We start from the raw sequence: 12,687 nt of genomic DNA, 5'->3' as shown, positions 1-12,687 counted from the left end.
AGTATTCATTTCATGAATTTGATTTTAAGAATGTATTTGCATTAATTATGGATTAAGTAAATTGACTTTTTTTGTGCAAAAATAAAACGGGTTTTAGTGAATACTTCCAGCCATCCGAACCTGATGTTACATATATACCCAGTGAGTTAAGAGTAGCTGCCAATGGCGCGTAAAAAGAAAGAAGAGGCTCAACAAACCCGACAGCAGTTGATTGAAGCGGCTATCGGGCAGTTTGCGACGCGGGGCGTAGCCAGCACGACGTTGACCGATATCGCAGATGCCGCAAAGGTTACTCGCGGTGCTGTCTACTGGCACTTTAACAGTAAAGCAGAAATATTTAATGCCATTTGGGAACAGCAATTACCGCTGCGTGACATCATTCGCGACAGGCTCTCTTTCTCCGAAAGTGATGATCCATTGTTAATGCTTCGTGAGCAATTTATTACTGCGCTGCAATATATCGCGCACGAACCTCGTCAATGTGCGCTGTTACAAATCTTGTATCATAAGTGTGAATTTACTAGCGATATGATTTCAGAAAATGAAATTCGGAAACGCATTTGGTTCAATTATGATTTTTTGCGCGTCACTCTGGAAAATTGTATTTCTCAGAACATTATTTCGTCGCAGGTAAACGTTGAACTGACCATGATCGTATTCCACGGTTTCTTTAGCGGCATCATTAAAAACTGGTTAATGAATACCGACAGTTTTAATCTTTATCAGCAGGCGCCAGCCCTGGTCGACAGTATTCTGGCGACACTCCCTGTCTTGCGAGTGTCGCCTCGTGATGACTACAGCTCAGCGCCAGGCAACATTTCACCCCGTGCGCAAAGCGCCTCGATGGTCTGCGCGCTGGTGGGTTTACCTAACAGATAACCCTGTAAGGTATGACAGCCCAGCTCCGTCAAAAAGGCCTGCTGCGCTTCGGTTTCCACACCTTCAGCCACGACTTTCAGGTTGAGCGTTTTCGCGAGGGCTACAATCGCAGAGACAATGGTGGCATCCTCGCTTTCCCCGCTTAACTCTTTCACAAACGCTCTGTCTATCTTCAGTTCACAGGCCGGTAAACGCTTGAGATACAGCAGGCTCGAATATCCGGTCCCAAAATCATCAATCGAAGCTTTCACACCTGCATCCGTCAGCTCTGTCAGCACCCGAACGCTCTCATCGGGGTTGCTCATTGCCGTGGTTTCCGTGACTTCCAGGATCAACATCTCCGGCGGGAGGTGATGACGCTCCAGGCAGTCGAGCACTGTTTTAACCAGCGAGGGCTGTTCAAACTGCAACGTCGACAGGTTTACCGCCATTGACCAGTTCCGATGCCCCTGAAGATGCCATTCTCTTAATTGGCGACAGGCTTCATTGATCGCCCAGTTACCAATAGGAATGATAAGCCCGGTTTTTTCCGCCAGCGGCAGGAAAACATCCGGCGTCAGTAAACCCTGCTTCGGATGCTGCCAGCGCAGCAGCGCCTCAAACCCGAGGAGGGGGCCAGCGGGCGCGTGAAATTTTGGCTGATAAAGCAGGCGCAGTTCATTGCGATCGATGGCCATCCACAGATCGTTCATTAACTGAAGATGGGTCTGCGCCAGCGTGTTCATAGAGGGCTGGAAAAAGTGATACCCGTTTCGGCCCATATGCTTGGTGTGGTACATCGCCGCGTCGGCGTTAAACATCAGCTCACGTTCGGTTTTGCCGTCGTGAGGGTACAGGGCGATACCAATGCTAAGCGTTACCACCAGTTCGTAGGGTTCGAGAGTGAACGGGCTATCGATCGCCCGCACCAGCGAATTTGCCAGCGAGGCTGCATCGTCCGGACCTTCTCCCTCAGCAAGCAGAACAAACTCATCACCGCCAATACGTGCAAGGGTAAACTGGCCCTTCAGGAGATGCAGCAGACGCTGCGTAACGGCGACCAGCAGCCTGTCACCGACATCATGGCCGTAGGCGTCATTGATGGCTTTAAAACCGTCGAGATCCATGAACATCAGGGCGAAATGGGTACCTTCACGGTCTGCTTTGCTGATGGCCTGATCGAGCCGGTCCTCCATCAGGATACGGTTGGGCAGACGCGTCAGCGTATCGTGCAGCGCCAGTTGCGCAAGTTCCCGGTTCGCTTCTGCCAGCGACGAGGCCAGAAGGGCGGTACGTGCCTGCAGGCGAGCATCCAGCATCGACACCAGCAGGGTGATCCCAAGAATAGAGAGCGCGACGACGCTGACCAGCACGGCCAGCCAGCTGCCGTTAATACCCTCATGGTGAACCATTGTGGACATTGGAAACTGCGCGGCTTTCATCCCGGCGTAGTGCATACCGGCGATGGCAATTCCCATCGTGATGGCGGCTCCCAGGCGCATCAGCACCACCTGCGCGGCTTCGTGGCGCAGGCGGAAGGTCAGCCACAATGCTGCAAGCGAAGCGGCAAGCGCAATCATGACCGAAATGGCTACCCACAACGTGTCCCAGATGATCCCTGGCATCACCTCCAGTGCCGCCATACCGGTGTAATGCATGGCAACAATCCCGATTCCCATCACCAGAGCGCCGGGGAGCAGGCGGCGCAAGTGCAGCTGTTCACAGCTGACTAGCCATAGCGCAAACAGTGATGACCCTACGGCAATGACCATGGATAACATCGTCAGGCCCGCGTTGTAACTCATGCTCATGGAGAGATCCATCGCCAGCATGCCGATAAAGTGCATGGCCCATACGCCAATGCCCATTGCAACACTGCCTCCCGCCAGCCAGATGCGCGCTGCGACGCCCTGACTCCCGGCGACACGTGCAGCCATATTCAGCGCGGTGTAAGCCGCAAGGATGGCAACAACGAAGGAGAGGACTACAAGGATAGGGTTGTATTGGCTAACCAGCATGGTCGGTTCTACTCGAGTGTGACGTTACGCGGGAGAGGTTGAGAAGGGCGAGACATTATCACCGTCAGGTAACGGCTCAAAGGAATTTAAATCCCCGTTTTTAGTGGGTAATACGGGGGGAGAGGGAGGGGCGTCAGGTCGTTAATCGAGTTCTGAACAGTTCACTAATTTCAGCGGATTCACGGAGTTCATATTGCGGCACTTGTCGGTTTCGGTGCTCATCAGTTCAATCCACTGCATCAGGAGGGCATCGAAAAGGAAAACCGAGATTGCAAAGACAACCAGCCACCAGTATTTACGAATCATTATGTCATTCCGCGTGAAGAGAGCCACTGAAGTGGTGGAAATATACACGAAAAGAAACGGTTTAAAAGCGGGATAAGCGAAGGTTTACAAAGCGTTGACGGTGACAGAACAAGGCAATAAAAAAGGCGCATCCCCATGCCAGGTAGCGCCTTTTTAAACAAGCATTTAACTGATTAGTATCAGTTCATGCCGTATTTTTTCAGTTTCTTACGCAGAGTACCACGGTTGATACCCATCATCAGCGCAGCGCGGGTCTGGTTACCGCGGGTGTATTGCATCACCATGTCCAACAGTGGCTGTTCAACTTCAGCCAGTACCAGCTCATACAGGTCATTAACATCCTGACCATTCAGTTGAGCAAAATAGTTCTTCAGTGCCTGTTTAACCGAGTCACGCAGGGGCTTTTGAGTTACCTGATCCTGAGAGTTAACGGTAGAAACGGTCAGTACGTCAGAATTTACGCGTTGTTCGAACATAGTTCTGTCAGCTCTTTATTTCATTACGCAAGATTTTCGAAGTATGCCTCCAACGCCTCCAGCTGTTCGCTGGCATCCTCAATGGCGTTGAATGTGCGCCGAAACTGGTCATCTGGAGCGTGCTCCTGGAGATACCAGGAGACGTGTTTACGCGCAATTCGGTACCCTTTTGCCTGACCGTAGTGGTCATGCAGTTCCCGAACATGCGAACAAAGCAAGCGCTTTACCTCTGCCAGAGGCAGCGGGGCAAGCAGCTCCCCAGTGTCCAGATAGTGCTGGATTTCCCGGAAGATCCAGGGTCTTCCCTGAGCTGCACGTCCTATCATCAGAGCATCAGCTCCCGTATAGTCGAGTACAGCCCTGGCTTTAAGCGGGTCAGTTATGTCGCCATTCGCGATAATCGGAATGGAAACCTTCTGCTTAACTGCCCGAATGCTGTCGTATTCAGCTTCACCATTGAACAAACAGGCGCGAGTGCGTCCATGGATGGTCAGGGCCTGAATACCACAATCTTCGGCCAGTTGGGCAATCTCTACACAGTTACGGTGTTCCGGCGACCAACCCGTGCGAATCTTCAACGTAACAGGAACGTCCACTGCGCTGACAACCGCCGTCAGGATAGCTTTCACCTGGTCGGGGTATTGCAGAAGGGCTGAACCTGCAAGCTTGCGATTCACCTTTTTGGCCGGGCAACCCATATTGATATCAATAATCTGGGCACCACTTTCCACGTTAATACGCGCGGCATCTGCCATCTCTTCAGGCACGCTTCCGGCAATTTGCACGGTGCGAATCCCTGGTTCATCAATGTGCACCATCCGAAGGCGGGATTTATCGCTTTCCCAAACCTGCGGGTTAGACGACATCATCTCGGATACGGTTAAACCGGCTCCCATCTCATAGCACAGCGTCCTGAACGGCCGGTCGGTAATACCTGCCATAGGGGCTGCGATCAGGCGATTTCTAAGCTGGTGGTGTCCGATGCGCATGAGTTAAGAAATGACCATACTGTGACTGCAAGGCGGCGTATATTACGCATTTTTTGCACGAGATGAAAGGCCAAACTTTGAACAATCCACTGTTATAGATCAAGGAATCGCCGCTCAATCTTTACGTTGAAAATTATTCATTATTTAAATCATTAGGTTATGCGTGAATGGTTGTTTTATGGGCGCTTACAATTTCCCGTAACTTCTCATCAATTCTGAAGAAATGCGACATATGAGCGGGATAATCTGCTGTTTTTAGCAGCAGGCTATCCCGCTTGTTTGCGATCTACGTCGCATTTTAGAACATGATCTCAGGGCAAAAAATGCAGGTTATTCGACCACAAGACGACCATGCAGGGACTGTACCGGACGGTTATTATCGTGATGCATTGTGTGGGTGAATTTCTCAAGCTGTTCAGCGGAGACCGTCAGAGGATGTTTAAGCACGATCCAGGTGACGCCTTCTGAACAGGGTGGCGTGGTGAGCGAACCGCTAAAACGCCAGTACGTTTTATCTTCCGGCAGCAGCTTATTCATGTTGAGATCCTGTTTGATGGAGACGTTCAGCTCAGCCTGCTGAGGCATCACGTTCCACAGTTTATCAAGCTCCGGATTCTCGGCCCCTTTGTCGAACATGACCGCAACCACTGCCAGTTCTCCCTTCTCATTTTTATGCACCAGATGCATTTCCATCGCGTAATGCTTGCCATGCACGGTATTTTCGCTCGGCGCGTGGAAATGGAACTGTTGTAGCGTCCAGGATTGCTTATCCAGAGTGATGCTGTCGCGGGTGTCGGCCTGCTCGCTTGCCTGAATGGTATGGCCATTGTTTGTTAGCGTTACAGGGCCGTCAACGTAGTGCGTTTGCAGCGGAGTGAGATGGGCGTTAGCGGTCGAATCAATATTTATGGGAGACTGGTTCATTCCGCTGTTACAGGTTTTGTACGCTTCATCCAGTTCGCCCCAGTGCTCCGGTGAACTTTCACCTTTGTAGCTCCAGTGTGATGCGCATGCTGAAGCCGAGATCATGCTCAGCGCTAACAGCGCTGCCTTGCTATAAACGTGTTTCATAATATTCTTCCTGTGAATTTTTATTATCCAAATCAAAATATATCAATATGATTTGTATGGGTATTTTACCGGAGGCAGGCAAAGGGAGGGAGGAATATTCGAGGAGAAAAGGCGTGGTCAGAGGACCACGCCAAATACTTAATTTTTACGACCGGTAATACGGCACCACTCTTCCTTCTCCACTACAGGGTCGAGAGCGAAAAGATCGGCGTAGGCTTCGCAAACGCTGTCCGCCTGGCTTGCCAGGATGCCAGAAAGTCCCAGCAGACCGCCCTCAACGGGCAGCACGCTGATTAATGGCGCCAGTTCACGCAGCGGGCCCGCGAGAATGTTAGCGACCACCACATCGGCTTTCATGGCTTCTGGCTGCGCATCAGGCAGATATAGCTCCAGGCGATCGGAGACGCCGTTACGCTCGGCATTATCGCGGCTGGCCTGAATGGCCTGCGGATCGATATCGATCCCGATGGCTTTCGCCGCGCCCAGCTTCAGGGCGGCAATCGCGAGGATCCCGGAACCACAGCCGAAGTCGATCACCGTCTTACCTTCCAGATCCAGACCATCCAGCCACTGCAGGCACAGAGACGTGGTTGGGTGGGTACCGGTGCCAAACGCCAGGCCTGGGTCAAGCATCACATTGACGGCATTTTCATCGGGAACCTCGCGCCAGCTTGGGCAGATCCACAGACGTTTGCCGAACTGCATCGGGTGGAAGTTGTCCATCCACTCCCGTTCCCAGTCTTTGTCTTCCAGCTGTTCGATTTTATGCACAAAACCCGCACCCAGAAGGGGATGGTTTTCCAGAATCGCCACCACCTCTTTCATGTCGGTTTCGGCATCGAACAGGCCAATCACGTCGGTATCGCCCCACAGGCGCGTTTCGCCTGGCAGCGGTTCAAAGACCGGCGTGTCATGCGTGTCCTGGAAGGTAATGGAGACGGAGCCTGCCTCCATCAGCGCATCGCTCAGCTCTTCGGCGTTCGCGCCGGTTGTGTTCAGTTTTAGTTGGATCCACGGCATGGCAAAACTCTTTATTTATCAGGAGAAATCATAGCGGGTTGTGGGACGGGCTGACCGAAACGGTTCCCCACCACAAACGCCAGTAAACTTAGCAGTAACGAAGGCACAATTGGATGGAAGCCCAGGTACTGAATCTTAAATGTCGCAAGGATGGCATACAGCACACCGCCAACAATCATTGCGCTCAGCGCACCTGCAGCGTTCGCGCGTTCCCAGTAAAGACCCAATACCAGCGGCCACAGGAAAACGGCTTCCAGACCGCCAAACGCAAGCAGGTTCAGCCAGATGATCATCTCCGGCGGACGCCATGCGGCTAACATCAGCAAAGCTCCTAACACCAGCGTAATGACGGCAGACATCCGCTTCAGGCGACGTTCATTTTCAACCTGCTCAGGGCGCAGGTTCAGATAGAGATCTTTAATGATCGTAGCGGAACTTTGCAGTAACTGGGCGTTGATGGTCGACATAATGGCGGCCATCGGTGCGGCGAGGAAGATCCCGGCGGCAAAGGGGGGCAGCACTTTAACCATCAGGGTCGGGATCACCAGATCCGGCACGGTAAGATCGGGGATCACCGCGCGCCCTAATGCCCCCGCCAGATGCATACCAAACATCAGGATCGCGACCACAATTGTCCCGATAATGATGCCCTTGTGAACGGCTTTACTGTCTTTATAGGAGATACAGCGCACGGCGGTATGCGGCAGACCAATCACTCCGAAGCAGACTAACACCCAGAACGAGGTCATAAAGGTCGGCGAAAGGATATCATCTGCACCCTGTGGTGATACCAGTTTGGGGTCAATCGCTTCCAGGGTTTCCACCGCGTGAGTGAGTCCACCCGCGGCATGGACAATGCCCACCAGCAGAACAATCGTGCCGATGAGCATAACCATTCCCTGCAGCGTATCGTTCAGCACGCTGGCGCGGAATCCGCCAAACGCAGTATACAGCGCGATGCTTACCCCGAAGATGATGAGGCCCGTCTCGTAAGGGATGCCGGCCGCCGTTTCCAGCAGGCGTGCTCCGCCGATAAACTGTACGGTCATCGCACCGATAAAGGCCACCAGCAGGCTCAGGCTCGCCAGCCACACCAGCAAGCGGCTCTGATAGCGGGCAAACAGCATATCGTTGAGCGTTACGGCATTATAGCGGCGCGCCAGAATAGCAAATTTTTTGCCCAGTATGCCCAGCGAAAGCCAGACGGCAGGCAGCTGGATCATAGCCAGCAATACCCAGCCTAACCCGTACTTGTAGGCCGCACCGGGGCCGCCAATAAACGAGCTGGCGCTAATATAGGTCGCAGTCAGCGTCATCGCCAGTACAACGCCGCCCATCGAACGGCTGCCGAGGAAATACTCATTCAGGAAAGCGCCGGTCGCTCTTTTACGCATGGCATAAATGGATAAACCAAACACGACCAGCAGGTATGCGACAAGCGGCAGAATGACTTCAAGCTGCATCATCGTCCTCCAGCGGAATATCCCGGTAGATGAATTTCACCATCGCCCAGCACAGCAGAATAAACACCAGTGGTACCAGCAGGCAGGCCATTTCAAACCAGTGTGGGAGGCCGGTAATGCCGATAGCTGAATCAGGTATGTAAGCGGTTACTAACCATGCGGCAAGATAGAGAAGGGTCAGCCACAGCGCCCAGCGCGCTTCTTTATGGGCCTGAACAAAACGTTTGTCCATTTTTAGTCCCTTGTGGATGCAGAAAGCGGGGATTGTACATGATGGGGCTTTGCGATCCCCAGAAATAAAAAAAGGCCGGATAATCCGGCCTTTTAGCAACACAGCTCTCTTACTTCTCGTTCAGGCCGAGTTTTTTCTCCAGGTAGTGGATGTTGGTTCCACCATTCTGGAAGTGCTCGTCGCTCATGATACGCATCTGCAGATCAACGTTGGTTTTGATACCGTCGATGATCAATTCCTGCAGGGCGTTCTTCATGCGGGCAATCGCCACGTCACGGTTTTCGCCGTAGCAGATGAGCTTGCCGATCATTGAGTCATAGTACGGCGGTACGGTGTAACCGGCGTAGATATGAGATTCCCAGCGCACGCCAAAGCCACCCGGCGCGTGGAAACGCGTGATTTTACCCGGGCTTGGCAGGAAGGTGTTCGGGTCTTCGGCGTTGATACGGCACTCTACCGCATGGCCTTTGACCACAACTTCTTCCTGCTTGATGGACAGCGGCTGGCCTGCAGCGATACGCAGCTGCTCTTTGATCAGGTCAACGCCGGTGATCATTTCGGTAACCGGGTGCTCAACCTGAATACGGGTGTTCATTTCAATGAAGTAGAACTCGCCGTTTTCGAACAGGAACTCAAAGGTACCCGCCCCGCGATAGCCGATATCGACACACGCTTTGGCGCAACGCTCGCCGATGTAGCGACGCAGTTCCGGGGTAATGCCCGGCGCTGGCGCTTCTTCGACCACTTTCTGGTGACGACGTTGCATGGAGCAGTCACGTTCTGCCAGATAGATCGCGTTACCCTGACCGTCGGCCAGCACCTGAATTTCGATGTGGCGTGGGTTTTCCAGGTATTTTTCCATGTACACCATGTCATTGCTGAAAGCTGCTTTCGCTTCCGCTTTGGTCATGGAGATGGACTGCGCCAGTTCAGCATCGCTGCGCACAACGCGCATACCGCGACCGCCGCCGCCGCCGGACGCCTTGATGATAACCGGGTAGCCAATGCGTTTAGCATGAGCACGGTTAGCATCCATGTCGTCGGTCAGAGGGCCGTCAGAGCCTGGTACGGTTGGAACACCGGCTTTTTTCATCGCGGTGATTGCAGACACCTTGTCGCCCATCAGGCGGATGGTGTCGGCTTTCGGGCCAATGAAGATAAAGCCAGAGCGTTCGACCTGCTCAGCAAAGTTGGCGTTCTCAGAGAGGAAGCCGTAACCCGGATGAATTGCCACCGCGCCGGTGATTTCAGCGGCGCTGATGATAGCCGGGATGTTCAGATAGCTTTTTACGGACGGAGCCGGGCCAATACAGACCGTCTCATCCGCCAGCAATACGTGTTTTAAATCGCGATCCGCGCTTGAGTGCACAGCGACGGTCTTGATGCCCAGTTCTTTACAGGCACGAAGAATACGCAGTGCGATCTCGCCGCGGTTGGCGATAACAATTTTATCCAGCATGTACGCCTCGTTACTCGATGACGACCAGCGGCTCGTCAAATTCAACCGGCTGACCACTTTCGACCAGAATCGCTTTCACAGTACCTGATTTGTCTGCTTCGATCTGGTTCATCATTTTCATCGCTTCAACGATGCACAGGGTATCGCCTACGTTGACTTTCTGACCCACTTCGATGAACGCCTTCGCGTCCGGGCTCGGGGTGCGGTAGAAAGTACCAACCATTGGGGAACGTACGATGTGACCACTGATTTCTGCTGCAGCGGCAGGTGCGGCTTCAGCTGCTGCTGGCGCAACGGCTGCGGAAAGCGCAGGCTGCTGCACTGGCGCAGCGTAAGCTTGCTGCATTACCGGGAAGCTAGCGGCTGGGGCTGCACGGCTGATGCGTACAGACTCTTCGCCTTCAGAAATTTCCAGTTCGGAGATGCCTGATTCTTCAACCAGCTCGATCAGTTTTTTAATCTTACGAATATCCATGAGTGGGTTCCGTACTCTTGTTTAGTGTGATTGTGACAAGCGTTTTACCGCTGTCTGTAAAGCGTATGAATAGCCGTCTGCGCCCAGTCCGCAGATAACGCCAGCAGCGATATCCGACAGATACGAATGGTGGCGGAACGGCTCTCGGGCGTGCACGTTACTCAGGTGGATCTCGATAAACGGGATACTCACCGCGAGCAGTGCGTCGCGGATAGCAACACTGGTGTGCGTAAACGCGGCCGGATTGATCAGGATATAGTCCACATTGTCTTTAGCCTGATGAATACGGTCGATGATTGCGTACTCCGCGTTTGACTGAAAATGATCCAAATCCACATTCAGTGACGCTGCTTCCGTGCTCAGACGGTTAACAATTTCGCTCAATGTCAGTGTGCCGTACTTCTCTGGCTCACGGGTGCCGAGCATGTTCAGGTTCGGTCCGTTTAAAACTAAGATATGGAACTTATCAGTCATTATGCCGCTATCTCCTGCGATTCTCGGGTAAAAAACAAAATATACCGTCGAAGCGCAAATGTCACCTTTTCAGAGGCCCAAAACCGCTGTCAGGCGAACCAAGGTCGCACATTATAACGATTTCGTAGCATTTGGCAGCTAAATACTGGTCTTATCAGGGAAGATTATCAACCGCAATCCAAAAAAGATTTGCGGTTGAGAGGTAATCTGCGGGAAAACGCACAGTTTCGCGAACTATCGCAACCACTGGCGGAACTTCTTGTAACGCCATGCTAAAAGCGCTACGGCCGCCAGCGCGTAAAGGACCGGCTGCGGAGAGAGGATCTTCACCGACCACAGATAATGAATGGGGGCGAGGATCGCGACAAGATAGACGAAGTTGTGCAGCAGCTGCCAGCGACGGCCCAGCTTTCGCTGCGCATATTGCGTGGAGGTCAGCGCTAACGCCAGTAAAATCACCCAGCTCACAATACCCAGCGTCAGATAAGGTCTAGTCACCAGTTCGCGGCCAAGCAGTGTCAGATTGTTAATTCCCAGTTCCAGCAGGGCATAGCTGGTGAGGTGCAGGGTCGCCCAGGCAAAACACCATAGCCCTAAAAGCCGACGGGTGCGTATCAATAGTGGCTGTTTAGCGTAGCGCGCCAGCGGCGAGACGAGCAAGGTGGCCAGCAAAAATTTCAGAGCCATCCGACCCGTAAAATGCTGGATATCTTTTGCCGGATCGGCGCTAAAGAGGCCCTGGCTGGCGGCCCAGAACAGCCATATAAAAGGAAGTAACCCGGCCAGGTGCAGAAGCACTTTCAGCCAGGCGATCTGCTTTGCCGTTAATCGCACTCAGAAGTTCTCCCGTAAATTGAGGCCACGGTACAGCGAGGCCACTTCATCCGCATAGCCGTTAAACAGCAGCGTGGGCTGGCGCTTTACGTCCAGCGCACCGCCGGAGCCGATAAAGCGTTCTGTCGCCTGCGACCAGCGGGGATGATCCACATGTGGGTTCACGTTGGCGAAGAAGCCGTATTCACCCGGTGCCGCCAGGTTCCATGTCGTTGGCGGACGTTCGCGGGTCAGCTTAATGCTGACGATCGATTTAATCCCTTTGAAGCCGTATTTCCACGGCACGGTTAAACGGATGGGAGCGCCGTTTTGCGGCGGAAGCGCCTTGCCGTAAACGCCGACGGTCAGGAGGGTAAGGGGATGCATGGCTTCGTCGAGGCGTAATCCTTCTACATACGGATACTCCAGCCCGCCGCCAATGAACCGGTCTTTCTGGCCCGGCATCTCGTCCGGGGCGAAGCGCGTCTGGAAGGCGACGTATTTTGCGTTGCTGGTGGGCTCAACCATCGCCAGCAGCTTATGCAGGGGGAAGCCTACCCAGGGCACCACCATCGACCAGGCCTCTACGCAGCGCATGCGATAGATACGCTCTTCGAGAGGGAAGCGTGTGGTCAGATCGTGGTGATCCAGCGTCAGGGGTTTTGCCACTTCGCCGTCGATTTTCAGCGTCCACGGATCGGTTTTCATGCTGCCGGCATTGGCGGCAGGATCGGCTTTATCCAGACCAAATTCGTAGAAGTTGTTGTAGCCGGTGACTTTATCTTCCGGCGTAAGCGCGAGTTTGTTCTGCCATTGCTCGGGTTTGGTGAAGGTAAGCGGGGCGCCGGAAGGAGCCTTCGGGCGATCGTTGCCTTTAAACCAGTCGAGCAGGTCGGCGTGTGCCGCTGGAGAGAGCGTCAGGGCGGTGGCGCTGATGCCAAGCATTTTCAGAATCTGGCGGCGCTGTAGCATAAAGACAGACTCAGACGTTACGTCGGCTTCCGTCAGTTTTCGATTTTTCATGGCATCCTCC

The 12,687-nt window shown here is 53.4% G+C and carries 14 protein-coding genes; 1 reads left to right on the top strand and 13 read right to left on the bottom strand.

All coding sequences use genetic code 11. From position 1 onward, the window contains the following. The first annotated feature begins 162 nt into the window (after positions 1-162). A complete protein-coding gene (envR, locus tag ACR42C_RS20585) occupies positions 163-879 on the top strand; it encodes an acrEF/envCD operon transcriptional regulator (RefSeq protein WP_320720688.1) in 717 nt (238 codons plus the stop codon). Here the strand turns inward: envR and ACR42C_RS20580 are convergent. The 13 genes from ACR42C_RS20580 to msrP form a co-directional block, all read right to left on the bottom strand. Then, positions 795-2,876 carry a putative bifunctional diguanylate cyclase/phosphodiesterase gene (locus tag ACR42C_RS20580; protein WP_320720689.1) on the bottom strand — a complete coding sequence of 694 codons (2,082 nt, stop codon included), beginning with the start codon at positions 2,874-2,876 and terminating at the stop codon, positions 795-797. The genes envR and ACR42C_RS20580 overlap by 85 nt on opposite strands. A 141-nt stretch (positions 2,877-3,017) precedes the next feature. After that, a complete protein-coding gene (locus tag ACR42C_RS20575) occupies positions 3,018-3,182 on the bottom strand; it encodes a DUF2556 family protein (RefSeq protein WP_014885446.1) in 165 nt (54 codons plus the stop codon). Between the two features lie 179 nt (positions 3,183-3,361). Then, positions 3,362-3,658: a DNA-binding transcriptional regulator Fis gene (fis, locus tag ACR42C_RS20570; protein ID WP_000462905.1), complete on the bottom strand. Its 297-nt coding sequence runs from the start codon at positions 3,656-3,658 to the stop codon at positions 3,362-3,364. Between the two features lie 23 nt (positions 3,659-3,681). Continuing rightward, positions 3,682-4,647: a tRNA dihydrouridine synthase DusB gene (gene dusB, locus ACR42C_RS20565; RefSeq protein WP_008502861.1), complete on the bottom strand. Its 966-nt coding sequence runs from the start codon at positions 4,645-4,647 to the stop codon at positions 3,682-3,684. A gap of 330 nt (positions 4,648-4,977) precedes the next feature. Next, the gene (locus ACR42C_RS20560; protein WP_316379833.1) at positions 4,978-5,718 is read right to left on the bottom strand and encodes a carbonic anhydrase; all 741 of its coding nucleotides are present in this window, start codon (positions 5,716-5,718) and stop codon (positions 4,978-4,980) included. A 138-nt stretch (positions 5,719-5,856) separates the two neighbouring features. Then, positions 5,857-6,738, bottom strand: coding sequence for a 50S ribosomal protein L11 methyltransferase (prmA, locus tag ACR42C_RS20555; protein ID WP_233002698.1), 882 nt, complete (start codon positions 6,736-6,738; stop codon positions 5,857-5,859). Between the two features lie 11 nt (positions 6,739-6,749). Further along, a complete protein-coding gene (gene panF / locus ACR42C_RS20550) occupies positions 6,750-8,201 on the bottom strand; it encodes a sodium/pantothenate symporter (RefSeq protein WP_192983905.1) in 1,452 nt (483 codons plus the stop codon). Beyond that, positions 8,191-8,433 (bottom strand): YhdT family protein, encoded by a 243-nt coding sequence (locus ACR42C_RS20545; protein WP_116343544.1) that lies wholly within the window; start codon positions 8,431-8,433, stop codon positions 8,191-8,193. The genes panF and ACR42C_RS20545 overlap by 11 nt, the downstream gene beginning before the upstream one ends. A gap of 109 nt (positions 8,434-8,542) precedes the next feature. Continuing rightward, positions 8,543-9,892, bottom strand: coding sequence for an acetyl-CoA carboxylase biotin carboxylase subunit (accC, locus tag ACR42C_RS20540; RefSeq protein ID WP_003860388.1), 1,350 nt, complete (start codon positions 9,890-9,892; stop codon positions 8,543-8,545). 10 nt (positions 9,893-9,902) lie between these two features. After that, positions 9,903-10,367: an acetyl-CoA carboxylase biotin carboxyl carrier protein gene (gene accB / locus ACR42C_RS20535; RefSeq protein ID WP_008502856.1), complete on the bottom strand. Its 465-nt coding sequence runs from the start codon at positions 10,365-10,367 to the stop codon at positions 9,903-9,905. A 21-nt stretch (positions 10,368-10,388) separates the two neighbouring features. Then, on the bottom strand, positions 10,389-10,841 hold the full coding sequence (gene aroQ / locus ACR42C_RS20530) for a type II 3-dehydroquinate dehydratase (RefSeq protein WP_163329768.1): 453 nt from the start codon (positions 10,839-10,841) through the stop codon (positions 10,389-10,391). Positions 10,842-11,075: 234 nt separating this feature from the next. After that, on the bottom strand, positions 11,076-11,675 hold the full coding sequence (gene msrQ, locus ACR42C_RS20525) for a protein-methionine-sulfoxide reductase heme-binding subunit MsrQ (RefSeq protein ID WP_233002699.1): 600 nt from the start codon (positions 11,673-11,675) through the stop codon (positions 11,076-11,078). Continuing rightward, positions 11,676-12,677, bottom strand: coding sequence for a protein-methionine-sulfoxide reductase catalytic subunit MsrP (gene msrP, locus ACR42C_RS20520; RefSeq protein WP_320720690.1), 1,002 nt, complete (start codon positions 12,675-12,677; stop codon positions 11,676-11,678). Positions 12,678-12,687: the final 10 nt, after the last annotated feature.

This window comes from Enterobacter sp. MG-EB028 (genome assembly GCF_056673305.1).
This window is presented reverse-complemented; position numbering and strand designations above follow the sequence as displayed.

What these genes read in the sequence shown, in the direction of transcription:
- fis (WP_000462905.1), bottom strand. Translation starts at nt 3,658, where the DNA reads ATGTTCGAACAACGCGTAAATTCTGACGTACTGACCGTTTCTACCGTT.
- msrP (WP_320720690.1), bottom strand. Translation starts at nt 12,677, where the DNA reads ATGAAAAATCGAAAACTGACGGAAGCCGACGTAACGTCTGAGTCTGTC.
- ACR42C_RS20545 (WP_116343544.1), bottom strand. Translation starts at nt 8,433, where the DNA reads ATGGACAAACGTTTTGTTCAGGCCCATAAAGAAGCGCGCTGGGCGCTG.
- panF (WP_192983905.1), bottom strand. Translation starts at nt 8,201, where the DNA reads ATGCAGCTTGAAGTCATTCTGCCGCTTGTCGCATACCTGCTGGTCGTG.
- ACR42C_RS20560 (WP_316379833.1), bottom strand. Translation starts at nt 5,718, where the DNA reads ATGAAACACGTTTATAGCAAGGCAGCGCTGTTAGCGCTGAGCATGATC.
- aroQ (WP_163329768.1), bottom strand. Translation starts at nt 10,841, where the DNA reads ATGACTGATAAGTTCCATATCTTAGTTTTAAACGGACCGAACCTGAAC.
- envR (WP_320720688.1), top strand. Translation starts at nt 163, where the DNA reads ATGGCGCGTAAAAAGAAAGAAGAGGCTCAACAAACCCGACAGCAGTTG.
- dusB (WP_008502861.1), bottom strand. Translation starts at nt 4,647, where the DNA reads ATGCGCATCGGACACCACCAGCTTAGAAATCGCCTGATCGCAGCCCCT.
- ACR42C_RS20575 (WP_014885446.1), bottom strand. Translation starts at nt 3,182, where the DNA reads ATGATTCGTAAATACTGGTGGCTGGTTGTCTTTGCAATCTCGGTTTTC.
- accB (WP_008502856.1), bottom strand. Translation starts at nt 10,367, where the DNA reads ATGGATATTCGTAAGATTAAAAAACTGATCGAGCTGGTTGAAGAATCA.
- prmA (WP_233002698.1), bottom strand. Translation starts at nt 6,738, where the DNA reads ATGCCGTGGATCCAACTAAAACTGAACACAACCGGCGCGAACGCCGAA.
- accC (WP_003860388.1), bottom strand. Translation starts at nt 9,892, where the DNA reads ATGCTGGATAAAATTGTTATCGCCAACCGCGGCGAGATCGCACTGCGT.
- ACR42C_RS20580 (WP_320720689.1), bottom strand. Translation starts at nt 2,876, where the DNA reads ATGCTGGTTAGCCAATACAACCCTATCCTTGTAGTCCTCTCCTTCGTT.